This is a genomic window from Verrucomicrobiia bacterium, from assembly GCA_036405135.1.
GTDB lineage: Bacteria > Verrucomicrobiota > Verrucomicrobiia > Limisphaerales > JAEYXS01 > JAEYXS01.
On record DASWYF010000015.1, the window covers coordinates 1 to 25,790 of the forward strand.

The window sequence follows — 25,790 nt, forward strand, 5'->3', positions numbered from 1 at the left end:
GCGTCTTCAGCGCCACCCGCCGCAAAGCGCGTGGTTACCGCTCCTCCACCTACCTCATCACCATGCTCTACTTCCTCGCAGGCAAACTCCGCCTGCCCCAGCACTGAACCCATTCCACTGAAAACAGCGAAGAACCGAAAAATCTCGCGGTTAGGAGGTGCTAGGGCGATTCTTGGAGTAACGCGTGAAAAGACTTTGGACATTTTTGATGGTGGGCGGCTTGCTTTTGGCCTCGAGTGGTTGTGCGGGTAAGATGGCAAAACGAGCGGCGGCGATGGTGCCGATGACGGAAGATCGAGTCTTTCCGGCGAAGCCGAAGTTCACGGTGTCCCCGGAAGTGGTGTCGGCGGATGCGGGGATCGATTTTGAGGCGGTTTATTATCGGGAGCATAAGGTGGATCGCGGGGTGACGAGTGATCGGGGGAGTTATTTTCGCTTTTGGCCGGATGGGCGGGTGATGTTCCGCTTGTTGGGACGTAAGCCGATGGCGGCGTCGGAGCCGGATCAGTTCGATGGGGTGTGGCTAGGGTATTATCAGGTGAAGGAGGGAAAACTCGCGATGGAGTTCTTTGCACCGGTGGAGGAGAAGTATGGCTGGGATTATTGGAAGATCGAGGCGGTGGTGCAGGCGGGTGAGATACGGTCGGTGAGCGAGGAGAAAAATCGGAAGAAGGTGGTGGTGGAGAGGGTGTATACTAAAGAGGTGGTGAAGGGAATGAAACGTGGGGCGGATTGGTAGGATTTCTAGGGAGAATTATTAGCCACGGATGGAACGGATCACACGGATGGGGGGAATTTAAGAAAGGGGAAACATCGAGAGAAGGGGGAAATGCAAAATTCTCGGGTTAGAGGTGATTTTGTCTCCATGTAGCTCATATAGCGCATGGAGGGTTCGCGGTTGGAGGGAAATCAGGGCAAAGTGGAGGTGCATGAAAGAGATTTTGCGTGAACGTAATGGAACCTAGTGGAACGCATAGTTAGCGGGAGTGAAGCGGAGGAGCTACGGTGATGGCATGATGAATCGTGAATTTTGTGTAGTTGTACGAGTTATAGCGAGCGTAGTGGTGGCGGGGTGTTTTGAAAGATGGCAGGATGTAGGCGGATGAAGAGCGGAAGTGGACGGGGGATTGGGCGGGAGATGGTATGGCCACCATGGTTTGGTAGGGCGGTTGCGAAAAGAGTTTGGGACCGGGTGGAACCGGTCCTTACCTTGGTTTCGAGGACGAAGGACGATTACGATGGGGAACGCTAGGCTTGCGGAGGGTTTGGGGAATAGGTTCTGATATGGGGACTAACGAAAATAGCATGATACTGCGCACGATGTTGCAGCGGCTCTACGCGAGCCTGATCGCCGGTCCGGGGTTGAACGCGAAGCCGCATAACAGTCGGCAACGGGTGGATCTGCTGGAGTTGCGGCATTTGCAAGGGACGGAACCGGCGACAGTGCTGGGACGTTTGATCGAAGGGAAGGTGGAGTTTCCGGCGAAGGTGGCGGAGTTTAGCTGGCCGAGTTATCCGGAGAGCGAGTGGTCGGAGGAGCAACGCAATGCGCGGACTTCGGCGGACAAGCAAGGGAAAGTGTTGGGGAAGCTGCGGGACATCGCGGAGGATTCCATGGAGTACTACAATGATCATGGTGAGCAGGCGTTGTTCGTAGGGTTTCCGCTTTTGTCCATTCCGGTAACGCAGGATCGGCAGGGATTTAAGTCTTCGCGGATTCTGGCGCCAATCGCGTTTGTGCCGGTGACTTTGAATGTGCGGCGGGGATTGAATCCGGGCGTGACGCTGGAAGTGACGGGTGAGGGTGCGGACCTGGTGATGCCGAATCCGGGGTTGCTGGCGTGGATCGAGCAGCAGACGGGGCAATCGACGGAAGCGCTGTTCGCAGATGAGGAGGGGAAGAATCCGTGGCGGGAGATCGCGGAGACTATTGCGCTGGCGGCGAAGGCGGCGGGGATCGAGAACGTGCCAGTATTTGACGAGAACACGGTTTTGCAAACGGTGCCGAGGACGGATGCCTTGCCGACGAAGGCGGAGATTTTGCCGTGTGCGATCTTGGGTTTGTTTCCGCTCGTGAATCCGGGATTGCTGCGGGATACGAAGTGGATGCAGGAGCAGGAGCCGAAGCTGGTGAATCCGGTGCAGGCGTTTCTCTCGCCAAAGGCGCTGGAAGAAGCGGAGGCGAATCAATTGCCCGAAGCGAAGGAGTGGGATCACGAGGCGAACACTGGCGCGAAGGCGAAGCGAGATTTTAGCGAAGAGCTTTTAGTCACGCATGCGGATCCTTGCCAGGCGGAGGCAGTGGCGCATGCGCGGCGTAGTGCGGCGCTCGTCATCCATGGACCGCCGGGAACGGGGAAGAGCCAGACGATCGCGAATATCATTGGTGACCATTTGGCGCGGGGTGAGCGGGTTTTGTTCGTATGTGACAAGCGCACGGCGCTGGATGTGGTGAAGTATCGGTTGGAGAGCATGGGGTTGGGCGGGTTCTGCGGGGTGATCCATGATCCGCAGAAGGATCGCACGCAGCTCTACATGCACGTGCGGGAGAAGTTGGAGGAATTAGCACAAGCGGCGGAGCTGGCTGATCCGGCGAAGAAGCTTAATCAGACGAATTCGCGGTTGAACGATTTGCATGCGGAGTTGCGTGGATATTTTGATCGGTTGCACGGCTGCGGTGCGGAGGGGGAATCTTTTCATCAATTGGTGGGTGAATGGTGGCTGGCGCGGGAGAAGGGCGGGGTAGATCTGCCGGAAGTGGAAGGATTATCAACCGATGATCTGGTGACGCATCGGACGGATGCGGAGGAGATTTTGAAGCGGGCGATCGTGGCGCGGTGGCCGGAGAGTCCGTATCGGGGGCGGTTGGGGATGACGTTGAGCGAATGGCTGGCGAGTCGGCCAGCGGAGATCAAGGGAAAGCTGGAGAAGGCGGTGGGGGCGGCGAAGGGAGTGGATGAGACGTTACCTGGCGGGGAAGGTGCGATTGCGGGTGATTTGGAACAGCCTGTGACTGGTGGGAGCGCCCTTACTGACGGCAAGATGCCGGCAGCACGTTGGTTGGTAGCTTTAGAGCCGAGTTTTGCGGCGCGGGAGCAGGCGGAGGCGAGGAATGTGTTGGCGGATTTGCTGGATGCGGTGGTGAAACGCGGGTTGCCGGAGGTGGCGTTAAAGCTGGCGGCGAGCACGCAATGGCAGCGGTTTGAGGAAGAGATTTCCGGGATGGCGAAGGAGGCGGAGCGATTGGGGCATCCGCTGGAACGGGAGCTGTATCTGCAAGTGAAGGGCGCAGTGCCGTCACTGGGCGAAGTGGGCAGGCGATTGCTGGCGCTGGATAACTGGGCGCCGATTGCGGGGAGTTGGACGCGGTTCTTTGCGTTCGCGAAAAAGAAGGAAGCGTCGTTGTCGTTGACGCCCTTGGCCTTGCCGTTGACGCCGGAAGCGACGGAGCGGGCGCGGAAGTTTTATCTCGGACTCAAGGCGAGGTATCTATGGAGTGATTTGCAGGACCGGTTGTTGGGCAAAGAGGCACCGACATTGCCGACGGATGAGGAATTGTTGACGTTCCGCGATGGGTTGCCAGAGGTGATCACGGTGCTGAAAACGATCAAGCAACCGGTGTATGCATTGGTGCAAGGGACGGTGCTGGCGACGCTGCAAGACCTGAACGGCAAGGGGACGGCGTGTGTGGCGATGTTGCGGCAATCGGCGAAGCGGGCGGATGCGATTCATGGGCTGGAGGTGGCGCTCATGGAGACGGGGGTGTTTACAGGTTTGCGTGGGCGGGTGCCTGGCGGAGAGGGGGAGGGTAATGGTAATTTGGGTAGTGGTGTGACTGGTGGGAGCGCCCTTACTGCCGGCAAGATGCCGGCAGCACATTGGGGGGCGGCGATCGGGGAGCTTTCGGGTGAGTGGCGGAAAAATAAAGCGGCGACAGAGATTTGTGAGCGTTTCGTGGAGTTCTTTGACACGTTGGAGGAAGCGATTCGTTTGACGGATCGGCACAAGACACTCTCTGCGCCGATGCAAGAAGCGGTGAGCATTACGGCGGTGCAGGGGATGCCGTGGGAGACGGCGGAACCGGCGTTGAAGGCGGCGGTGCTTTCGCGCGAGATACGGAAGCGGTTGCGCGAGGATGAGGCGCTGGCGCGGATTGATACGAAGCGCGTGGAGGCGGCCTTCGCGGAATTGTTGGAGCGCACGGAAGAGAAGAAGCAGGTGGTGCGGGCGAGTGTGTTGCATCGCTGGCAGAAGGTGTGGCGCGAACGGTTGCTGGCCTCGACGGGATCGCGGTTGAATACGTTGGGGGCGTCATTGCGGCAACGGCTCTTCGTGCGTGGTGAGCGGGCGATGAAATTGAGGCAGATGATCGCGTCGGGTGCAGGCACAGAAGGTGGCGATCCGTTGTTCGACCTGTGCCCGGTGTGGATGGCGAGTCCGGCGACGGTGGCGCAAATCTTCCCGCGGGAAGCGTTGTTCGATGTGGTGATGTTTGATGAGGCGAGCCAGTGCCGCTTGGAGGAGGCGTTGCCGGTGTTGTTGCGCGGCAAGCGAGTGGTGATCGCGGGTGATCCGAAGCAGTTGCCGCCGACACGATTCTTTGAGCAGGCCTTGGCGGATAGCGAGGACACGGCGGCGGAGACGGCGGAAGAGGTTTTTGTGCAGCAGCAATCAGAGGCGGAAGACCTGCTGACGGCGGCGCTGAACCTGAATGTGCAGGAGGCGTTTCTGGATGTGCATTACCGGTCGCGGAATGAGGCGCTCATCGGGTTCTCGAACGAATCGTTTTATGCGAAGCGGTTGCAGCCGATTCCGGGGCATCCGCAGAACCGGGCGTTGTCCGCACCGATACGCTTGGTGCGCGTGGATGGACTCTACAAAGATCGTGGGAATGAAGCGGAGGCGAAGGCCGCGGCGGAGTTGGTGGTGGAATTGCTGGATGACAAGAATCCGCCGTCGATCGGCGTGGCGTGCTTCAATCTGAATCAGCGCGATCTGATTCTCGAAGCGTTGGATGAGAAAGCGGCGACGGATGCGAGATTCGCGCAGCGATTGGAGGCAGCGAAGAAACGGCGCGGGAATGATTCCTTCGAGGGATTGTTCGTGAAGAATCTGGAGAATGTGCAGGGTGATGAGCGGGATCATATGATCATCTGCACGACGTTCGGCTTGGATGCGAACGGGAAGTTCCGGCGAAATTTCGGAGCGTTATCGCGCAGCGGTGGTGAGCGGCGACTCAATGTGTTGGTGACGAGGGCGCGGGCGGCGATCCATATTCTGACCTCGATACCGCGGGCGGAGTATATCAGCCCGGAGCAATTGGAGGCGGGGCAGCGTCCGACGGGGCGGCATTTTCTCTACGATTACTTACGCTATGCGGAAGGCGTGGGCGCGACGTTTGAGCGTTGGCAAAACGAGATGGAGCAGGCACGCGGCAAAGCGCTGGTGCAATGCGTGCCGAATGAGACGACGCGGCCATCGACCTTAGTAGAGGCCGTGGGCGGGACGTTGCACGCGGAGCATGAGGTGGGTTCGACGTTGTATTGGGGCAATGACGGGTTCTGCGTGGATGTTGCGTTGACGCATCCGGAATTGGGCGCGGATGTGACGCTGGGGGTGTTGGCGGATTTCACGCGTTACCAGAAGACACCGGACCCGATCTCGTGGGAGCAGTTCCGCAGCATGGTGCTGAGTTCGCAAGGGTGGAAGCTGCATCGGTTGTGGAGTCCGGCGTTGTTCCGGGATGGAGAAGGGCAGTTAGGGCAGGTGGTGGAGAAGCATTTGGAAGTGGCTGGCGGAATAACCAATGACGAAACCAAATCCCGACCCGACGGCACGGGAGCTATGACTAAGGAGTGAGCCTGATCGCTGTATGATTAAAAAGTTTAAATTGTGGAATGGCGCATTTTGATGATTCAACGCATTGAACAATCAAACGACGAATCGGAGGACGCAACGCTTGCCACTGCGGAAAACGCAGATGCTTTTAATACCTGGCGGTCATTCCTTGAGGCCACCACTGTTTGTGAGAGTGAAGATGGGCACCAGCCAGACGGTTTGAAAACAGCAGATTTTGTCTTGGTAGGGTTGAAAAACGGGTTTACTGTCCAACTAATATATTCATGAGCGAGGCTCAAGCCAGCATCGAGCAGCGACCGACAACTGCGACTACGCGCACTCCCTTGCGCGTGCTGGTGGTGGAGGATTCAGAATTCGACGCCCGTATCCTGGTGAATGTGCTGCGACAGGGCGGCTACGAGCCCAAGTGGCAACGGGTGGAGACGGCTCCGCAGATGGAGACGGCGCTCCGGGAGAAGCAATGGGAGGTCGTGCTGGCGGATTATAATCTCCCGGAATTCAGCGCGCCGGAGGCTCTCAAACTTCTTCAAGACAGCGGCATTGATCTGCCGTTCATCATCATCTCCGGCGGCATCGGTGAGGACATCGCGGTGGCGGCGATGAAGGCGGGGGCGCATGATTATTTCATGAAGGGCCAGCTCGCGCGTTTGGTCGCGGCGGTGGAGCGGGAGCTGCGCGAGGCATCTACGCGCATGGCGCGTCGGCAAGCGGAAGAATCGGTACGTGAGAGCGAGGTGCGGTATCGCCTGCTGTGGGAGACGGCACCGGATGCGGTGTTGCTGATGGATACGGACAGTGTGATCCATTTCGCGAACCCGGCGGTGGAGGTGATCTTTGGTTACAAGCCAGATGAGCTAGTTAATAAGAATCTGACGGTGTTGCTGCCGGACAAGCCGTTGAAGACGATTGATCCGGCCTTGGTGCAATCGCTGCACTCAGGTGTGACGAATTCGCGATTGCATATGTTGGAGACGGTGGGCCAACGGAAAGATGGACGGGATACTCTGCTGGAAATCGTGTTCAATGACATGGAGCTGCAAGGCAAACGATGGTTCGTGGCGTTCATCCGCGATATCACGGAGCGTAAGAAAGCAGAGAAGGAGTTGCGCGAGAACCAGGAGCAGTTCCGCGTGGCGCGGGAAATTCAAGAGAGGTTGTTTCCGAAGGAATCACCGAAGCTGGGGGATTTCGATATCGCCGGTTCATCGCATCCGGCAGAAGCGGCGGGTGGAGATTATTTCGATTACCTGCCCATGTTGCATAATCGCGTGGGCGTGGCGATCGGTGATGTGACGGGGCATGGCATAGGCCCGGCGTTGCTGATGGCGGAGACGCGGGCGTATCTGCGGATACTGGCGCGAAATCGTGATGATGTGGGGGAGATTTTGACGCGGGCGAATCGCGTGCTGGCGGAAGATGTGGGCAGCGAACGCTTCGTGACGATGTTACTGGTGCAGATTGATCCGACGACGCGAAGCATCGTGTATGCGAGTGCGGGGCACTCGACGGGTTATGTGCTGAACTCGCAAGGGCAGGTGCGGTCGGAGTTGAAACGCACGGGCAAGCCACTGGGCATCAAATACGATACTGAATACAAGTCAGCCTCGCCACTGATCCTGACACCGGGAGAGATCGTGCTGTTGCTGACGGATGGCATCGAAGAGGCGATGAATGCGGATGATGAATTTTTCGGTTCGGAGAACATGCTGAAAGTGGTGCAAGAGAACCGTCACAAATCTTCCCGGGAAATTGTGGAGGCGCTGTATGTGGCGGTGAAGGCATTCAGTGGGGATGGAGAGCAGGCGGATGATTTCACAGCGGTGGTGCTGAAGGTGAAGTAAGAGATAGGGAGCCTAGACAGGCGATCGCCCCTGTCCCACTACGACTGTGCGGCTAGCTGCTTCGGTGGTTTAAATTCAACTCGGAGAAAAACACACTTGTTGGATGGGCGTATCAGGGCAATGTTGCGGCATGCGTGAAGGCAAGATCACGGTGGATGTTATCCGGGGCATGAAGGGCAAGCAGCGGCTCGCTTCACTCACGGCGTATGATTATCCGATGGCGCGGTTGTTGGATGATGCGGGCATTCCGTTGCTGCTGGTGGGCGATTCGTTAGGTATGGTAGTACTGGGGTATCCGGACACCACACATGTGACGATGGCGGAGATCGAGCATCACGTGCGCGCCGTGGCGAGGGCGAATCCGAAGGCGATGATCGTGGGCGATCTGCCGTACCATAGTTACGTGACGCCGCAATGCGCGGTGGCGAATGCGCAACGTCTCGTGGATGCGGGTGCGGATGCGGTGAAGGCAGAAGGTGGTCGGGAGATTTTACCGCAGATCATGGCGATCAAGGAAGCGGGCATACCGTTCATGGGGCATCTAGGCATGTTGCCGCAGCACATTCTCGAAGAGGGAAAGTATCGTATCAAGGGCAAGGATGAAGAGGGACGTGTAAAGCTGATCGATGATGCGATTGCGCTGCATGAAGCGGATGTGTTTGCCGTAGTGCTGGAATTAGTCACACCCCCGGTCGCGAAAGAGATGACGGAAAAGTTTCCGTTTGTCACCATCGGCATCGGTTCAGGGACGGATTGTGATGGGCAGATATTGGTGACGCATGATTTGATCGGGATGTTCCCGTGGTTCACGCCGAAGTTTGTGAAACCGACGCGGCAGTGCGGATTGGAGATAAAATCAGCGGTGGAAGAGTGGAAACGTGGGGTGGAAAATGTCTGACAAGCTGACACATATCGATGAACAGGGAAAGGCATCCATGGTGGATGTCTCGGCGAAGCCGGTGCAATTGCGCGAAGCGGTGGCACGAGGGGAGATTCTTGTATTGCCGAATACACTGAAACTTATCCGCGAGAATGCGGTGGCCAAGGGGGATGTGTTTTCGGTGGCGCGAATTGCAGGTATCATGGCGGCGAAGCGGACGGGGGAATTGATTCCGCTGTGTCATCCGCTGCCGATCACGCATTGCGAGGTGAAGTTCGAGATCCCAGAGACGAATGATCGGGTGGTGATCACGGCATCGGCGAAGATCGCGGCGCAGACGGGCATCGAGATGGAGGCTTTGACGGCAGTGAGCGTGGCGGCACTGACGATCTACGACATGTGTAAGGCGGTGGACAAGACGATGGTGATCACGGAGGTGCAGTTGGTTTCGAAGACGAAGAGGGATATTGAGCCGTTAAAAGGTTGAATCGTTGAATGGTGAAGAGTGAAACGGTTTGACTCTGTCTTCTGGCGCATTGTTAATCATCTCTGACTTGAACGTTGAAGCGGCATGAATGCCGCGCTCCTTTTTAGAGGGCGCCTTAATGCCACGATTCATCTATTTAACTTTTTAACGAATAGCGAACCACGAATTCCTCCATGCAAATCCAAGTTGGCATCATCACGATTTCCGATCGCGCGTCCAAGGGGCTTTATGACGATCTTGGCGGACCGGCGCTGAAGAAAGCGGCGGAAGGCTATGGCTGGAAGGTGATGACGGATGCGTTGGTGCCGGATGAGAAGCGCGATATTCAACGGGCCATTCGCGAGCAAATCAGTAAGGGCTGCCAGCTTATTCTGACGACTGGTGGCACGGGTGTCGCCTTGCGCGATGTGACGCCGGAGGCGGTGCGGGAGATTTCTATTCGTGAATTGCCGGGTTTCGGCGAGGTGATGCGGGCTGAATCGATGAAGATCACGAAGAATGCGATTCTTTCACGAAACTTGGCAGCAGTGGTGGATCACGCCCTGGTGATTTGTCTGCCAGGCAAGCCGAGCGGTGCGGTGGAGTGTTTGAGCTTTGTGGTGGGGGCGATTCCGCATTGTGTGGAGGTGTTGCAAGAAGTGCCTACAAGCTGCTAGTGCAGCTAAATGACTAATGACCAAGCCCGAATGACGAAGTTTTGGAAACATCGAACATCCAGCATCGAACTCTGAACATCGAAAGGTAGAGTTAGAGCCTCCTTACGTCGGCTGCTACAGATGAACATATGACTGGATTGGGTACAGCGATCAATGCAGGGGCGATTCTGCTTGGAGGCATCATCGGGTTGATGGTCAAGAAGCAGTTGAGCACTGATGCGCAGAATAATATCAAGGCGGTGTTGGTCATCTTCACGTTCATCGCGGCGGCACACATGATTTGGTCGGGAGTGGGTGGGACTTTTTGGCAAATCGCAAAACAAGTGGGCATCATGTTTCTCTCGCTCATTCTCGGAAACATCATCGGGATGATTCTGGGGATTCAAAAGCGGCTGGCAAAGCTAGGTGAGTATGCTACCGAACGATTTACCAAAGCGCAGAAAGGAGAGAAGCAACCGGTCACGGAAGGGTTCATCACCTGCACATTGCTTTTCTGCGTGGGACCGATGGCGATCTTGGGTTCCATCCAGGATGGACTGACGGGTGAGTTCAAGACCCTCGCGTTGAAGGGGGCTTTGGATGGGCTGGCTACGTTGAGTTTTGCTGCTGTCTTCGGATGGAGTGTGATGTTGGCAGTGATTCCGGTGATCGCTTATCAGGGGACGCTGACGTTGCTGGCGAAGTTGCTCGCGGAACATCTGGACCAATCAATGATCAATTCATTGAACGCTACTGGTGGGTTGTTGGTGTTGTGTCTGCCGCTGGTGATCTATGGAGTAAGGACAGTACCTTTGGCGAATTATCTGCCCGCTTTGGCGGTGGCGCCGTTGCTGACGAAGTGGCTCGGGTAAGGGGCGAGGTGTGAAGGGTGAAAACCGGGTTGCTATTATGGTTTGTAGCAAGAGGAGAGTTAGCTGACAGCGTCATGCAATCTTAACCTGCCAGTTGGCACGGGATATGTTAACAGTTGAAGGAGATGGGTTTAGCGGTGGCGGAATGGGATTTTCATAGGGTTTCCGCTAGAACCAATATTTAACCCTGCGTAAAAAGCTGCAACATGGTCAAAATGCGGCTGGAGTGGTTTTGTCGTAAAATGGGAAACTTATAGAGTAGAGATGAATGTGAGAGCGCAATCGAGGTGAGATTTTTGATATTTTGTGACGATATAGCCGATGTAGCCGATACAGGGTTAACAGTTATCTTAGAAGTCGGGTAAATTGGCGACAGTTGAAGAAGAAAAAGGGTGATAGGGAACATTTGATTTTGAAACGCAACTAATCAAGAGTGCGGAGGTCGCTGGAGTAACCGGCCAGTGACTTGTCGCCCAAGAGTTTAACAACGATTTTCGGGACAACCGTAGCGCACATTCAGAAAGCGAATATGGCCATTCACGTAGCACTGCATCATCGCACGCATTACAAGTATGACCGGCTGGTAAATTTGGGGCCGCAGATCATCCGCTTGCGTCCGGCACCTCATGCGCGGACGCGTATCTTGGGTTACTCGCTGAAGATCACGCCGGAAGACCACTTTCTGAACTGGCAGCAGGACCCACAATCCAACTACCTTGCGCGTGCAGTCTTTGAGCAACCTACCCGTGAGTTTTGTGTGGAGGTGGACCTAGTGGCGGAGATGTCGGTGCTGAATCCGTTCGATTTCTTCCTGGAGCCGCACGCGGAAAAATTTCCCTTCCAGTATGATTCCACGTTGGATCATGAGCTGGAACCGTTTCAATTGAAGTGCGGGATGACGCCGAAGTTCCTCGCGTATCTGGAGCAGGTGCGGAAGGAGATCATCGGCGAGAAGAGCCTGCCTTACCTCGACAATGAGCCGCCGAAGGAAAGTGAAGAAGATCCGCGACTGCGGACGATAGATTTCCTCGTGGAATTGAATCAGCGCCTGTGGAAGGACATCAAGTATCTCATCCGCATGGAGCCGGGTGTGCAGACGCCGGAAGAGACGTTGACGACATTGAGCGGTTCGTGCCGTGACTCAGCATGGTTGATGTGCCAGTTGATGCGGCATTGCGGCTTGGCGACTCGTTTCGTGAGCGGCTACCTCATCCAACTCAAGGCGGATGTGAAATCGCTCGATGGCCCGAGCGGTGCCGCACAGGATTTCACGGATTTGCACGCGTGGTGCGAGGTGTATCTGCCTGGTGCGGGTTGGATCGGACTAGACCCGACGAGCGGTTTGCTGGCGGGTGAAGGGCATATCCCCTTGGCGGCAGCGCCGGATCCGACGAGTGCGGCGGCGATCACGGGTGGTGTGGATGAGTGCAAGAGCGAGTTCAGCTTCGAAATGAAGGTGACACGCATCGCGGAGACACCGCGAGTGACGTTGCCTTACACAGCGGAGCAATGGGCGGAAATCGAGAAGCTCGGTCACCGCGTGGATGGAGATCTCTCGAAGCATGACGTGCGCCTCACGATGGGTGGTGAGCCGACGTTTGTTTCCATTGATGATTACGATGGCGCAGAGTGGACTTCAGCGGCACTGGGGCCAACGAAACGCGCTCGCGCAGATGATTTGCTGAAGCGTTTACAGAAGCGCTGGTCGCCGGGTGCGTTGATGCACTATGGCCAGGGCAAGTGGTATCCCGGCGAGCAATTGCCGCGGTGGGCGTTCGGTTGTTACTGGCGCAAGGACGGCGTGCCGATCTGGGAGAACCGCGAATTGATCGCGGAAGAAACCAAGAATTACGGACACAACGCGAAGGATTCGGAACAGTTCATTCAAGCGCTGACGTCGCGTTTGGATGTTGATCCACAGTGGGTTTTGCCGGGTTACGAGGATGCCTTCTATTATCTGTGGAAGGAACGTCGTCTGCCGGATAATGTGGATCCGCACAAATCCAATTTGAGCGATCCCGAAGAGCGCAAGCGTCTGGCGAAGGTGTTTGAGCAAGGTCTCGATAAGGTTATCGGGCATATGTTGCCGATCCAACGTCGTTGGGCCGGGAACAAGCCGATCTGGGCGAGCGGTCCGTGGTTCTTGCGCTCGGAGCGGATGTATCTAGTGCCGGGTGATTCGGCAATGGGCTTCCGTTTGCGTTTGGATTCCGTGCCGTGGGTTAAGGAGTCGGAGTATCCTTTCGTGAACGAACTGGATCCGATGGTGACGCGTCCGCCCTTGCCGCCGCGTCCAGCGAAAGATCCACAACGCTTCATCGCAGCCGGTTTGCCGCCGGGAGGTTTGGGTTCTGGATATAGCGGGTTTGGTATTGGTGGGCAGGCGATTCCGCACACGAAGCCGCAAATCCCGAAATTACAAGATCAGCGGCAAGACCCGACCAAGCGGCCAGACAAGCAGCAATCGGCCTTGTGGATCGTGCGCACGGCGCTGTGTGTCGAACCGCGCGACGGCAAGCTGCATGTGTTCATGCCTCCGGTGGAGACGCTGGAAGATTATCTCGAACTGATTGCGGCCATCGAAGAGACGGCAGAGTATCTGCAAACGCCAGTGGTGATCGAAGGTTATACGCCGCCGTTTGATTCGCGCCTCAACGTGCTGAAGGTGACGCCTGACCCTGGCGTGATCGAGGTGAATTTACATCCTTCCAGCAACTGGCAGGAACTTGTTGAACGCACGACGGTGCTCTACGAGGAAGCGCGTGAGTCGCGCTTGGGCACGGAGAAATTCATGGTGGATGGCAAGCACGCTGGCACCGGCGGCGGCAATCATATCATCATCGGTGGCTCCACACCGGCGGACAGTCCGTTGCTGCGCCGTCCGGATATGCTGCGGAGTCTCGTGTCTTATTGGCAGAATCATCCGTCGTTGTCCTACATGTTCAGCGGCATGTTCCTCGGGCCGACGAGCCAGAGTCCACGTATCGATGAGGCGCGAAATGACGCGCTGTATGAATTGGAAGTGGCGTTTAAGCAGATCCCGGACAAGGGCTGGCTGCCGCCGTGGCTGGTGGATCGCCTGTTCCGCAATTTGCTGATCGATTCGACAGGCAACACGCATCGGGCGGAATTCTGCATCGATAAGCTGTATGCACCGGAGAGCAGCACGGGACGCTTGGGACTCTTGGAGATGCGCGCGTTTGAGATGCCGCCGCATTCGCAGATGAGCCTCACGCAGCACTTGTTGTTGCGCTCATTGGTCAGCCGGTTCTGGCAGGAGCCTTACACGAAGCCGCTCGTGCGCTGGGGCACGGAGATTCATGACAAGTGGATGATGCCGCACTTCGTCTGGCAAGACATGGAAGATGTGGTGAGCGATCTGCAAGACTTCGGTTATCAGATGAAGCCGGAGTGGTTCGCACCGCACTTCGAGTTCCGTTTCCCGTTCGCGGGTGATTACGCCGCGCGTGGATTGAACATCGAACTGCGTCATGCCTTGGAGCCTTGGCATGTGTTGGGTGAAGAACCGGGTGCAGGAGGCACGGTGCGTTATGTGGATTCCTCGCTGGAACGCATGCAGATCAAGGTGCAAGGCATGACCGATCCGCGTCATAAGCTGGCGGTAAATGGATATCAACTGCCGCTGCATCCGACGGGCACTAAGGGCGAGTTTGTTGCGGGCGTGCGTTATCGCGCATGGCAACCGGCCTCGTGCTTGCAACCGACGATTCCAGTGCACGGTCCGCTCGTGGTGGATGTGGTGGATACGTGGAGCGAGCGTTCGCTGGGTGGTTGTGCGTATCATGTGGCGCATCCGGGCGGGCGGAATTACGTCACGTTCCCGGTGAATGCGTATGAGGCGGAGAGCCGTCGCTTGGCACGCTTCTTCCGTCACGGGCATACGCCCGGTAAATTGAAACAAAAAGTGGTGCCGGTGAATCCGGAATTCCCGCTTACACTTGATCTGCGGAATGTCTGAAAAAAGTCCAGACATGAAGGTTGGCAGCACGGTGTCGCCTGAGGTAAAAGCTCGCGGCGACATGAGCGAGTTGTTGAAGCCTACCCGGTCTGCACCGGTGCCGTGGCTGCTGGAGCAATACCGGCAGTCCGTGACCGGCTATGACGAATTGTTCACGGCGGAAGGCGCGATGCGCCCGCAATACGGGAAGCTGGTTGAGGATCTGACGAAGCTGGGGCGCAACGATCTCAAGCACCGCACGGATGTGGCGCGGCGTATCGTTCATGAACAGGGTATCACGTATAACATCTACGGTGATGCCCGCGGCATGGAACGGCCGTGGCAGCTTGATCCGGTGCCGTTCATGATTTCGTCCAATGAATGGAATGGGCTTGAGACGGCACTTATTCAACGGGCGACACTGATCAACAAAGTCATCGCGGATTGCTACGGTGAACAGGAATTGATCCGTTCGGGTTGGTTGCCGCCTGCGCTGGTGTTCGCGCAGCCTGATTTCTTGCGGCCCTGCCACGGAGTGCGGCCACCACAGGATACGTTCTTGCATCTCTATGCGGCGGATCTGGCGCGCTCGCCGGATGGGCGCTGGTGGGTGATCTCAGATCGTACGCAGATTCCGACAGGTGCGGGTTATGCGCTGGCGAATCGTCTGGTGACATCACGTGTGCTGCCTGAATCGTTCCGTGATTGTCAGGTGTTGCGGCTCGCGAGTTTCTTCCGAGAATTGCAGACGTCGCTGGCGCAACTGGCCTCGCGGCGCACGGATAATCCGCGTGTCGTATTGCTCACGCCGGGGCCGTATAACGAAACGTATTTCGAACAGGCATATCTGGCGCGGTATCTCGGCTACTCGATGGTGGAGGGACAAGACCTTACGGTGCGGGATAATCGCGTGTTCCTGAAAACGCTGAGCGGACTGGAGCCGGTCGATGTGATCTTGCGCCGTGTGGATGATGATTTCTGCGATCCGCTAGAGCTGCGCAGTGATTCCATGTTGGGTGTGCCGGGTTTGGCGGAAGTGTTCCGTGCGGGCAATGTGGCGATCGCGAATTCTTTGGGCAGCGGTCTGCTGCAAAGCCCGGCGTTCATGGCCTTCTTGCCGGGGTTGTGCAGACACATCTTGGGTGAGGAATTGAAGATTCCTTCCGTGGCGACGTGGTGGTGCGGACAGCAGAAGGCGGAAGATTATGTGCTGAAGCACATGGACGATCTTTTCGTGAAGCCCGCTTTCCGCAGTCACTTGAAGGGAATGAATCCCGAGCGTGGCATGACCGAAGCGGAGCGGGAAGCGTTGCAACGGCGCATTGCTATCCAGCCGCATCTCTTCGTGGCGCAGGAACGTGTGGAGCTTTCCACGGCACCGATGTGGAATGGGGACAAACTGGTGCCTAGCCCGATGACTTTGCGCGTGTATCTGGTGGCGACGGCGGATGGCTACAAGGTGATGCCGGGCGGATTGGTGCGTGTGGCATCGGGTGTGGAAGGGCGCTTTGTCACGATGCAGAAGGGCGGCAGCAGCAAGGACACTTGGGTGGTGTCTGAGAAACCGGTGGATGGAATTTCATTGCTGCACACGGCGGGACAAGAGGTGGAGTTGCGGCGGGTGGGCAACAATTTGCCGAGCCGTCTCGCGGATAATTTCTTCTGGCTGGGACGTTATTGCGAGCGGGCGGATTCGACGGCGCGCTTGTTGCGCAGTGCGTTGAACCGGTTTAACCCGGAGAGTACAGGCAGCACGTTGCCGGTGCTCATGCCGGTATTGAAAACATTGGAGGCGCAAGGACAGTTGCAAACGCCTTCGCCGGAAAAGAAGACGACTCCGGAGGCGTTGGAAGCGGAATTGCTGGGAGCGATCTTTGATTCGCAACGGTCGGGCAGCTTGCGACGCATCGCAGATCATCTGCAGCGGCTGGCGACGATGTTACGTGACCGTACATCGAATGATGTGTGGCGCGTGTTGAGCGAATTGGATGACCGGTTGACGTTGCCCACGACAGCGCCGGTGGTGCTGGCGGGCGATGCGATCGGGGTGCTGAACCAGACGGTGATTGGCCTGGCGGCTTTCAATGGTCTCGCACGCGAGAACATGACGAAGGCGCAGGGCTGGCGGTTTATTGACATCGGCTTGCGTATCGAACGGGCGATCTACCTGTGCACGTTGCTGCGTGATGTGTTGCGCTCGGAAGAGGCGGATAATCCGAGTGTGCTTGAAGCCGTGCTCGAGGTGGCGGACAGCACGATCACGTATCGTTCGCGCTACAATCTGCTGCCGCATATCGCGGCGGTGTTTGATCTGTTGATCCTCGATGACACGAATCCGCGATCGCTCATCTTCCAGCTCAGCCAGTTACAGAAGCATTTTGACCGATTGCCGATCGAGCAGCAGAGTGCGCAGTTGAGCGTGGGTGAACGGGTCTTGCTGGAATGCACGACGCGGGTGCGCCTGATGGATCCGAATGAGCTGGCGCAGATGGAGAAGGATTGGGACAAGAGCGCGGCGGCGCAGGTGCTCACGGATACGCTGAATGCGATGCCGAAGCTTTCGGAGGCGATCGCGGTGAGTTACTTCGCGCATTCACGCATCGCGCGGGCGGGCGGGGAGGGGAACCGCATATGAAATTCAAGGTGATCCACCGCACGATCTACGAGTATGCGGAGCCAGTGGCGGTGTCGCATCATGTGGCGCGATTAGAGCCGCGCATCACGGGTTGCCAGGAGCGTGAGAGTTTCGCGATGAGTATCCAGCCGGAGCCTGCCATCCAGCGCGTGCGCACGGATTACTTCGGGAACAGCGTGTGTTTTTTCACGTTGCAGGAATTGCATCACAGCATGGAAGTGGTGGCGAAGAGCGTGGTGGAGGTGCGGCCGGAGACGCCTTCGGCGCCGTCGCTCTCGGCACCTTGGGAACGTGTGGTGGATGTCTTCCGCGATCCGGTGTCGCCGGATGTGGTGGAGCCGTATCAGTACGTGTTCGATTCGCTTTTTGTCCGGGCAAATCCCGAACTGGCGGATTATGCGCGGGAGAGTTTTCCGGCGGAAACGCCGTTGTTGGAAGGTGTGTTGGATTTGAACGCACGCATCTTTCACGATTTTAAATACGATCCGAAGGCAACAACGGTCTCGACGCCGCTTGAAGTGGTCTTGGAGACACGTCGCGGAGTATGTCAGGACTTCGCGCATCTCTCGATCGCATGCCTGCGATCATTAGGATTGCCCGCGCGGTATGTGAGCGGGTATCTGCGCACGAAGCCGCCGGAGGGCAAGGAACGTTTGGTTGGTGCGGATGCCTCTCATGCATGGTTCGCGGTGTATTGCCCGGATTTGGGCTGGGTGGATTTCGATCCCACGAACAATCTGATGCCTGCCGAAGAGCATATCACGGTGGCGTATGGGCGCGATTTTAATGACGTGAGCCCGGTGGGTGGGATCATCACCGGCGGTGGAGAGCATGAGGTGAAGGTATCGGTGGATGTGGAGCCTTTGTAAGCCGGTTGCACCGGCGAGCCAGTATGTCGAAGTGGGATAAACCACAGACTACGCTGAATACGCGGAAACGATGTGAAGAGGTGGAGTAAAGGATTCCGAAAATTGGTGGAGCGATCATCATGACGACTGATGTGCCGGAGAAAATACTTAAAATCATCGACAGCATTGATGCCGAAGGAAATGTTCCACTGACGCGACTAACAGTATTGAAGAAGTGGTTTGAGCATCCGGGACGGTTGAAGGTGTTTGGCCTGTGGATTGCGCGTAAAGCTTCAGGCCGAAAGGGTAAGACCAAAGGAGAAGCCGGGGAGTTGCTGGATGAGGCGAGAAAGCTGCTTGGTACGTCGTCCACCTATGCAAGTGTGTTTCAGCAAATTGACCGGGCGAAGGCGTTGGACTTGCACAATCGGTCACGGGATTTTCAGAACGAGCACGTGCATCAGCAGTTCGGGCCGGTGCGGGTGATCAAGTGCTGGCCGGTGATGCTGGTGGAAAAGGGGTTGGCGTTGCATCTGGGGCTGACGACTACGCCGAGTGATGGATACAAGCTAGCGGCGGATTGGGCGCAACATTACGATCCCAAGTATGGCAATGGCTTGAACGGGCCGAGCGGGGGAAAGTTGATGGAGTTGGTGAGGTATATGTATGGGGTGGAGGCCATCGAAGATGACCAGTGAGGGAAGAGTTCGCTCCAAGTTCATGCCGTGGCGAGCATGAGGTGAAGGTGTCAGCGATGTCGTGACCCTGTGCCTCACACTGCCTCCCCCGAAAAGAATGAAGCAAGGAGAATGGGAAAACCCGGCACCCCTCACCCCGGCCCTCTCCCCTCCGAGGGGAGAGGGTGGTGGAGAGTTACCGTGCTTTCCTCGGCCACTGACAATCGAGGGCAGTGTGCGGATGCGCCCGGTGGATGTAAAACCGCTATAAGTAACTTGCTTTTGGGGGTGATTGCAGGAGATTGAACGGATAAAACTTCCTCCGTAGTCTGTGCAGGCGAAAGACGAAAGCAGGATTTTTAAAGGTTTTGTAAAGAAGCTGTTTTTTAAAAAAGGAAGGCAGTGGCGCATACGGAAATCAACTTGGAATCCATAGAACTCACCCCGGCGGAGATCGACGGACTGGCGCGCACGCACAAAGATCCTTGGCCGAAGCCGCGCACAGCTTTCGAATTGCTGCGGGACACAGGCAGGGTGATTTTGGGACGTTGGGATGAAATAGAAGCTGATAAGGAAAATTTCATTCGGCAAGCGAGTGAACTTTTTCTCAGTTTAGGCCCGGAAGAGACGCTAAAGCGATTGAACATCGCTTACATGCTCGGCCATATTGGCTGCGTACAGTTTCACGATTTCATCCTTTCCAATCTCAAAAATCCGATCACCGAAATCAGGCGAATAGCGTTGTTGGAATGGGACACAAAGCTGTATCCACCACGAAACGAAGCGGAATTTGAACTGCTGTTCTCGTGTCTATATGATGAAGAAATCAAGGTGCGTGAAATGGCGGTGAATACCTGCACGCAAATGAAATGTGAACCGGTGGCATTGGCTTTCGAAAAACTGCTTCAGTTTCCCAATCCACCCAGCCAAGGCAGCATTATCATTTGGTTTTGCAGGAATGGAGTCAAAGAAGAACATATCCAGATCGCCACTGAGTTCTTGCGTCACACGTCGAACCATCACGAAGCTTGGCTGGCTTGTGTGGGGTTGGAAGTGGTTGCCCAGAAGAAAGAGCTACCGTTTTCTCATAAAGCGCTAACTGCCTTGGAGGATTTCTTTCTCAATACCCAAAATCCTCTCAAGTATAATCAGGGTAATGTCCGTCTCCTTAGAGATATTGGCACAACGCGTGCCTTGCCTGCATTCGAGGAGATTTTTGCACGGGCAGAAGATTCTGTGAGCCGGGATTATGCCTTGCAAGCCATTGCCCGTATGCAACCTGACCGGGCTTTAGCATTGCTGAAACCTAGGTTGAGCCAATGTCATTTGTATACCCCGTTCTTGGAATGCTTCCAAACCGTTGCTACGGAAGCGCAATGGGATGAGCTGGTGGACATGATGGCAAATGCTCTTGCGGTGGATCTGAAAGGCTTTCGCGTAAATCGGACTGTTGTAGATATCTTGTTACAGCATGGTCGTGATAAGGGACGGGCATTGTTGCAAGAATACCTGCCCAAACTTGAGCCTACGTTGCGAATGCACGTGCTGTGGGAGTTCCATGGCTGGACGATTCAAAATGTATGGCAGGATTTGAAACGGCGTGGTTTGTTGGAAACCATACCAGATCCGGCGGTGATTGAAACCGTGCGCAAACGTGACGGTGGATCGAAAGCAACTCACGCAGACTTGCTGGAATGGGTCTTAAGAGAAACGAAAATACTGCATCAAGTATCCTCTGAGCCTGATTATTACCCGCCTAACCATTCGCATCTGCTGGCTGAATTTTCGCGTGCTACCGGTGGTGTTTTCCAGCCACGTTTTTGCAGTCAAATCTTGCGGGAAAGGAAGAGGCCGGACTCAGACTACATTGACAAAAGCTACCAAATCTCTTTCGTTCACGGGAATCGGTTCTTTGAGTTTGAGGGTTACGCAATGAGCGATTATCATGTCACCGCAGTGGAGATCGCCGTCAATGCCGCGCTGGAATTGACCGGTGAAGTGCGGCGTTTAACGAGGGTTCATTCTGATGCTGGCCTATCAATCTATCTCTTTGGTGAACCTGGGAATGTCTGTGAGTTTTGTGCTGCTTTCGCTATCCCGTTGCCATCTGATTTCTACTCGTATTGATAAGACAGTTAGCGCTTAAGACGCCGAACGGGACGGTTGATATTTAGCTGCCAGATGGCTAGCTTTTCCAGTGACACTGCTCCGTAGTTCAACAGGTGCCAAAACTTCCGCCTCCGCTCCCCAACTCAGAATCCAGCGTTCGATTTCTTCGAGGCTGGTTAGGTTTAGGGTGAGGTCGATTTTGCCATCGGGTAGCGGGGTGATCTTTTGGGTGGCGTGCCAGGTTCTTTCTTGGACGAGGACGGCGGCGAGGCCGGTGAAGCGGATGCGGATGACGTATTGGCCGGTGGCGGAGTGGAGGGCGAAGCTGCCAGCGAGGAGTTTCTGTATGGAGAAGTTCTTGGGGCGAGTGAAGTTTGTCTCGGTGATTTCAATGGATCGGATGCGGCTGAGGTGGAAGCGGCGGAGGTCGTCCCGGTGCAGGTCGTGGGCAAAGAGATACCATTGGCGCTGGATGCAGGCGAGGTGGTAGGGGCGCACGTGGCGGAGTTCGGGTTCGGTCGCGCTTGGCTTCTGGTAGGTTAATCTTAACTCAACAGATTGGCGTAGGGCGGTGCTGATGGTTTGGAAGATGTCATGGCTGACAGGTGTGTGCGCGAAATCGTGAAAGGAGATAAGGGTGGCGAGGTCGTCGCGTTCTACGGTGATTTCTTCGGGGAAGGAGTCGGCGAGTTTCTGTAGGGCGGCTTGGAGCGGTTGCTCGAAGGGTGTGCCGCTAAATTCAGCAAGGGCTTTTTGGGCGAGGATGAGGGCGATGAGTTCTCCCTGGGTAATCGTTGTCAGGGCGGGGAGTTCTTGGCTGTCTTTAGTCAGGCGGAAGCCGCGTTTGCAACTGACATACTCGAAATCGTAGCCGAGGGAGTCGCGGAGGTATTCCATGTCCCGGAAGATGGTGCGGCGATCGATCTCGAGATCGCGGGCGATGCTGGCGGTGTTGGGGAAATGGCCGTCGCGCATCTGGTGCAGGATGTAGCTGATACGGCGAATGGGTGGTCGGCTGCAGAGTTGTTTCTGGCAGCGGTTGGGTCTAGTTCTGTGCTTGAGTCGTTTCATCGGTCCCTCCTCCTTGGTAGAAAGGATGAGCCGGTGTGATGGGTAAGCAAGGGAAATCTTGCCAGGCCAGTTGCACTGGCGGGCCACAGTAAGGCAGGGCAAAATTTATAGGTGGAAAGTATTTCAGCATCGCATCAGAAAATTAAACTATTGGCGCGCTCAACCCTCACCCTGGCCCTCTCCGCCGAAGCTCGGCCTGCCTATATATAGGGTAGAGGGAGAACATTTGGGGCATTTGGTCCGGTGGTGTCGCTCGTTCCTCGCTTAACCAACCGGCTACAAGCTGGCATTCCTCCGGAATTGCTCGAATTGCTTAGCGCAAAGGATTTTGAGGACGGAATGGGGGTAAAAATATTTTTGAACTATTTTTCAGGTATGACAGCGGATGTCATACTTGGGGTGTTAGAACTGCGCGTAGATGAAAACGATTGGAGAGTGGAAAAGAGGAGGGGGAGGCAGCCGGGACGGACTGCCCGGACGGCAAGCGGGACGCTTGCGCTACGGGGGAGGCTGGACAGGCGGTGGCGCCCGTCCCACTATGTTGGTGGCAGCCGAGGGCGGCTGTTTGGTTTATCGGGGAAGGGGGGCGAGGACGAAGGACGACGACGAGGACGAGCACGATTGGATCGAGAACTTCATCCTTGTTCCATCGTGTGGGTTTGCTAGCGTGCCGCCCCTTGTGGACTTAGTTACTGAAATATCCAAGCGCCGGACGTTCGCGATCATCTCGCATCCGGACGCGGGCAAGACGACGTTGACGGAAAAGCTGCTGCTTTACGGCGGGGCTGTGCAGTTGGCTGGCTCCGTGACGGCGCGCAAGAGTCAGCGGTCCACGACTTCTGACTGGATGGAGCTGGAGCGGAAGCGCGGTATCTCAGTGAGTTCCACGGTGTTGCAGTTCGATTACGATGGGTATCGCATCAATCTGCTGGATACGCCGGGTCACAAGGATTTCTCCGAGGATACGTATCGCGTGCTCACGGCGGTGGATGCGGTGATCATGGTGATCGATGCGGCGAAGGGTATCGAGAGCCAGACACGCAAGCTGTTCGAGGTGTGCGCGCAACGTGGGGTGCCGATCTTCACGTTCATGAACAAGTGCGATCGTCCGATGATCCCGCCATTGAAGTTGCTGGATGAATTGGAAAAGGTGCTCGGCCTCGGTGCGTTTCCGGTGAACTGGCCTGTGGGCACGTTGGGTGATTTCAAGGGCGTGTATGATCGTCACTCGAAGCAAATGCATCTTTTCGAGCGCACGGTGGGTGGTGCGTTCCGCGCGCCCGTGGAGGTGAGCGATATCAATGATCCGGAGATCAAGAATCGCTTGGATGAAGGCACGTATGCACAAGTGAGCGAAGAACTGGAGATGCTGGACATCGCAGGTGAGGAGTTCGATGTGCAGTCTGTCTTGGATGGCAAGACGACGCCCGTTTTCTTCGGCAGTGCGGCGAATAATTTCGGTGTGCAGTTGATGCTGGATGGTTTCTTGAAGTATGCGCCTGCGCCGAAGCCGCGTGTGATGGCGGGTGTGCATATCTCGCCGGAGAGTCCGACGTTCTCGGGCTTTATTTTCAAGATTCAGGCGAACATGGACCCGAAGCATCGGGATCGTATCGCGTTCATCCGTGTGTGCTCGGGTAAGTTCGAGCGCGATATGACGGTGAATCATCCGCGTACGGGCAAGAAGGTGCGTCTATCTAGCTCGCATAAGTTGTTCGGACAAGATCGTGAGACGGTGGATGAGGCGTATCCGGGTGATGTGATCGGCTTGGTCGGCCTATCGGATTTCGGTATCGGTGACACTCTGACGACGGATGCCAGTATCAACTACAAAGAAATCCCGCGCTTCACGCCGGAGAGTTTCGCGTATCTGCATAATCCAACACCGGCGAAGTACAAGCAGTTCCGCCAAGGCTTGGACCAGCTTTTGCAAGAGGGCGTGATCCAGGTTTTGACGTTGAAGGATTCGCTGCTGAAGATTCCGTTGCTGGGCGCGGTCGGTCCGCTGCAGTTCGAGGTGGTACAGTATCGTTTGGAGAGTGAATACGGGGCAGAGTCGCGGTTGGAGCAAGCGCCGTGGAGCGTCATCCGGTGGTTGCCAGAAGGTTTTACGGCGGAAGATAGCGAGAAGTTGAGTCTGCCATCAGGTGCCAAGCTGGTCTATGACAGCGATGGGAATTTGGCGGTGATGTTTTCCAATGATTGGTCTGCGGGATACTTCTCGGAAACCAACAAGGGCGTGGAGTTGAAAGACAAAGCTCCCAAGAAATAAAAAATCGGTGGCAAGGCCGTTGGAGCATCGTGCGCACACTGTTTCGATGCTTTCATCCAACAGAAACGGGACCGGAATGGTCACCTTGCCACCGTGATGTCGCACCGGGGTAAGCGGGGCGTTCAGGTGTGAGATAGCAAGGGATGGGCCAGTCTCAGGGATGAAAAGCCGCAATCCAGCCGGGGCCGGATTGCGGTTGCAGGTCAGGGAGGTTGGATGGGGGGGAATCAGATGTCAGCCAAAGAGATGACAGCTTTTTGCTGGTCGATCTCGAATCGCTTGCCAGCAGGAGGGGAAGGCAGCTTGGGCACGATCTTTTGCTGCACCAACTCTTCAACAGTCGCCGGAATACGTCCTCCACCAGCTTGGTATTCCAAGAGGAACATGTTGATGGTGTGGAGGGTTTGCTCGGTAGCGACGGTTTCGGGCATTTGATCGCCTGGAGTGGTGGCAGGTGTCACTACGGCGACTCCCGAGGGAGCTATAGCAGGAGTTGTGATCGGCTCAACGATGCTGATGGCTGGGCCATCCACCGGTTGCGGAGGAGGCGCGGCCACAGGTTCATCCACGACTGGATCGGAGCAGCCGAGGGCGATTGTCGCAAAGGCGAGAGAAAAAAAGTAAGACTTGTTCATAGACGGTTTTTAGTCGTTTGCGGCGATAGTCCACATGCCTGTCTGTTTGGAGTCGTTCACGTTTGTATTACCGAGTGTGGCGGCCATCTGGAGATTCTCCACACGCCCATCTGCCATCACATAGTTCAGGGTCTTGTTGTGGAAGGAATCGGTGGTCACATCAGTGGTGTTGTTCGTGCCGCCGACTTGATAGGAGGCGGAGAGGATGACTGCCCCCAGTTGGTAGCCTTGATAGCTGCCTGTGTTCACAAATTCTGTCATCGTGATGGTTTCGCTTGGGGCACGCATCACAGCGGCATATATGGCTTTCTGGTTGCGCGGATACGGCTTGGTAGCATCGTCAGCGATATCGCGCGTATCCCAGTTGCGACCAATGCCGCTGCCGCTGGTGACCCAGTACAGACCTACGCCACAACGGTTCGCGGGATTTGGCGGCCATGTGTTTGCTATGGTGTCGAAGGTGGCTGAGTCGGCTACGCCTTGCTGGTGGCGGGGCATTGCGTAAGTGCGCTTGGCACCATAAGTCCAGCCATTCACGGCCCGATCCGAGGGACAGATGAGCGTTTGATTGGAATTTGTCGATTTGTAGATGGGCGAAAATGAAAGTTCAGCCCAACTCATAGAGCCGCCGAGATAGCCGTGCAGCAGGTCATCCCAAGACCAATCACGGGTGGAACCGCTGATAAAGACACTGCGAATGACGCCATAGGGCAACTTGTCCTTGTTATCACTGGTGTACATCGCATTGGCAGTGCCGATCTGTTTCAAGTTGTTCAGACACTTGGTAGATTGCGCCTTCATCTTGGCCTTGGCGAGGGCAGGCAGGAGCATGCCGGCAAGGATCGCGATGATGGCAATCACGACGAGCAGTTCGATCAGGGTGAACGCCCCGGCACGGAACTGCGATATGCGCGGAGTGAGTGAGGTGTATTTCATAGGATACAACTATTTCAGCATCAGAGGTTACAACACGGGCAAAAAAGCTGCCCATACCGCCTTAGCACGCCACAT

General features: G+C 56.2%; 17 protein-coding genes. 14 read left to right on the forward strand and 3 right to left on the reverse strand.

The genetic code is table 11. From position 1 onward, the window contains the following. Positions 1–184: 184 nt before the first annotated feature. The 13 genes from VGH19_07215 (at position 185) to VGH19_07275 (ending at position 20,819) form a co-directional block, all read left to right on the forward strand. Positions 185–739 (forward strand): hypothetical protein, encoded by a 555-nt coding sequence (locus tag VGH19_07215; protein HEY1171136.1) that lies wholly within the window; start codon positions 185–187, stop codon positions 737–739. A 566-nt stretch (positions 740–1,305) separates the two neighbouring features. Then, positions 1,306–5,859, forward strand: a complete 4,554-nt coding sequence (locus VGH19_07220) for an AAA domain-containing protein (protein ID HEY1171137.1) — start codon at positions 1,306–1,308, stop codon at positions 5,857–5,859. A gap of 33 nt (positions 5,860–5,892) precedes the next feature. Then, a complete protein-coding gene (locus VGH19_07225) occupies positions 5,893–6,126 on the forward strand; it encodes a hypothetical protein (GenBank protein HEY1171138.1) in 234 nt (77 codons plus the stop codon). Further along, a complete protein-coding gene (locus VGH19_07230; protein ID HEY1171139.1) occupies positions 6,123–7,700 on the forward strand; it encodes a SpoIIE family protein phosphatase in 1,578 nt (525 codons plus the stop codon). The genes VGH19_07225 and VGH19_07230 overlap by 4 nt, the downstream gene beginning before the upstream one ends. A 130-nt stretch (positions 7,701–7,830) precedes the next feature. Beyond that, positions 7,831–8,598, forward strand: coding sequence for a 3-methyl-2-oxobutanoate hydroxymethyltransferase (gene panB / locus VGH19_07235; GenBank protein HEY1171140.1), 768 nt, complete (start codon positions 7,831–7,833; stop codon positions 8,596–8,598). Then, positions 8,591–9,067 carry a cyclic pyranopterin monophosphate synthase MoaC gene (moaC, locus tag VGH19_07240; GenBank protein HEY1171141.1) on the forward strand — a complete coding sequence of 159 codons (477 nt, stop codon included), beginning with the start codon at positions 8,591–8,593 and terminating at the stop codon, positions 9,065–9,067. The genes panB and moaC overlap by 8 nt, the downstream gene beginning before the upstream one ends. A 173-nt stretch (positions 9,068–9,240) precedes the next feature. Beyond that, on the forward strand, positions 9,241–9,723 hold the full coding sequence (locus VGH19_07245) for a MogA/MoaB family molybdenum cofactor biosynthesis protein (protein ID HEY1171142.1): 483 nt from the start codon (positions 9,241–9,243) through the stop codon (positions 9,721–9,723). A 128-nt stretch (positions 9,724–9,851) separates the two neighbouring features. Beyond that, positions 9,852–10,574: a DUF554 domain-containing protein gene (locus VGH19_07250; protein ID HEY1171143.1), complete on the forward strand. Its 723-nt coding sequence runs from the start codon at positions 9,852–9,854 to the stop codon at positions 10,572–10,574. A gap of 529 nt (positions 10,575–11,103) precedes the next feature. Beyond that, positions 11,104–14,553, forward strand: a complete 3,450-nt coding sequence (locus VGH19_07255) for a transglutaminase family protein (GenBank protein ID HEY1171144.1) — start codon at positions 11,104–11,106, stop codon at positions 14,551–14,553. Positions 14,554–14,566: 13 nt separating this feature from the next. Then, the gene (locus VGH19_07260) at positions 14,567–17,167 is read left to right on the forward strand and encodes a circularly permuted type 2 ATP-grasp protein (protein HEY1171145.1); all 2,601 of its coding nucleotides are present in this window, start codon (positions 14,567–14,569) and stop codon (positions 17,165–17,167) included. Beyond that, complete coding sequence (locus tag VGH19_07265) at positions 17,164–18,036, forward strand: transglutaminase family protein (GenBank protein HEY1171146.1); 873 nt, start codon at positions 17,164–17,166, stop codon at positions 18,034–18,036. Before VGH19_07260 ends, VGH19_07265 begins: the two co-directional genes overlap by 4 nt. 119 nt (positions 18,037–18,155) lie before the next feature. Next, positions 18,156–18,713, forward strand: coding sequence for a hypothetical protein (locus VGH19_07270; GenBank protein ID HEY1171147.1), 558 nt, complete (start codon positions 18,156–18,158; stop codon positions 18,711–18,713). 381 nt (positions 18,714–19,094) lie between these two features. Beyond that, positions 19,095–20,819: a hypothetical protein gene (locus VGH19_07275; GenBank protein ID HEY1171148.1), complete on the forward strand. Its 1,725-nt coding sequence runs from the start codon at positions 19,095–19,097 to the stop codon at positions 20,817–20,819. 15 nt (positions 20,820–20,834) lie between these two features. On the opposite strand, the gene VGH19_07280 is transcribed toward VGH19_07275, so the two are convergent. Then, positions 20,835–21,776, reverse strand: a complete 942-nt coding sequence (locus tag VGH19_07280) for a WYL domain-containing protein (protein HEY1171149.1) — start codon at positions 21,774–21,776, stop codon at positions 20,835–20,837. A 514-nt stretch (positions 21,777–22,290) separates the two neighbouring features. Between VGH19_07280 and VGH19_07285 the strand changes: the two genes are divergently transcribed. Continuing rightward, positions 22,291–24,144 (forward strand): peptide chain release factor 3, encoded by a 1,854-nt coding sequence (locus tag VGH19_07285; GenBank protein ID HEY1171150.1) that lies wholly within the window; start codon positions 22,291–22,293, stop codon positions 24,142–24,144. Between the two features lie 227 nt (positions 24,145–24,371). On the opposite strand, the gene VGH19_07290 is transcribed toward VGH19_07285, so the two are convergent. Beyond that, positions 24,372–24,779: a hypothetical protein gene (locus tag VGH19_07290; protein ID HEY1171151.1), complete on the reverse strand. Its 408-nt coding sequence runs from the start codon at positions 24,777–24,779 to the stop codon at positions 24,372–24,374. A 9-nt stretch (positions 24,780–24,788) separates the two neighbouring features. After that, positions 24,789–25,715 (reverse strand): DUF1559 domain-containing protein, encoded by a 927-nt coding sequence (locus VGH19_07295; protein ID HEY1171152.1) that lies wholly within the window; start codon positions 25,713–25,715, stop codon positions 24,789–24,791. Between the last annotated feature and the right edge of the window lie 75 nt (positions 25,716–25,790).

Coding starts and splice junctions, on each gene's coding strand:
- VGH19_07265 (HEY1171146.1), top strand. CDS start 17,164: ATGAAATTCAAGGTGATCCACCGCACGATCTACGAGTATGCGGAGCCA.
- panB (HEY1171140.1), top strand. CDS start 7,831: ATGCGTGAAGGCAAGATCACGGTGGATGTTATCCGGGGCATGAAGGGC.
- VGH19_07295 (HEY1171152.1), bottom strand. CDS start 25,715: ATGAAATACACCTCACTCACTCCGCGCATATCGCAGTTCCGTGCCGGG.
- VGH19_07245 (HEY1171142.1), top strand. CDS start 9,241: ATGCAAATCCAAGTTGGCATCATCACGATTTCCGATCGCGCGTCCAAG.
- VGH19_07290 (HEY1171151.1), bottom strand. CDS start 24,779: ATGAACAAGTCTTACTTTTTTTCTCTCGCCTTTGCGACAATCGCCCTC.
- moaC (HEY1171141.1), top strand. CDS start 8,591: ATGTCTGACAAGCTGACACATATCGATGAACAGGGAAAGGCATCCATG.
- VGH19_07285 (HEY1171150.1), top strand. CDS start 22,291: ATGAAAACGATTGGAGAGTGGAAAAGAGGAGGGGGAGGCAGCCGGGAC.
- VGH19_07220 (HEY1171137.1), top strand. CDS start 1,306: ATGATACTGCGCACGATGTTGCAGCGGCTCTACGCGAGCCTGATCGCC.
- VGH19_07230 (HEY1171139.1), top strand. CDS start 6,123: ATGAGCGAGGCTCAAGCCAGCATCGAGCAGCGACCGACAACTGCGACT.
- VGH19_07260 (HEY1171145.1), top strand. CDS start 14,567: ATGAAGGTTGGCAGCACGGTGTCGCCTGAGGTAAAAGCTCGCGGCGAC.
- VGH19_07250 (HEY1171143.1), top strand. CDS start 9,852: ATGACTGGATTGGGTACAGCGATCAATGCAGGGGCGATTCTGCTTGGA.
- VGH19_07280 (HEY1171149.1), bottom strand. CDS start 21,776: ATGCGCGACGGCCATTTCCCCAACACCGCCAGCATCGCCCGCGATCTC.
- VGH19_07255 (HEY1171144.1), top strand. CDS start 11,104: ATGGCCATTCACGTAGCACTGCATCATCGCACGCATTACAAGTATGAC.
- VGH19_07270 (HEY1171147.1), top strand. CDS start 18,156: ATGACGACTGATGTGCCGGAGAAAATACTTAAAATCATCGACAGCATT.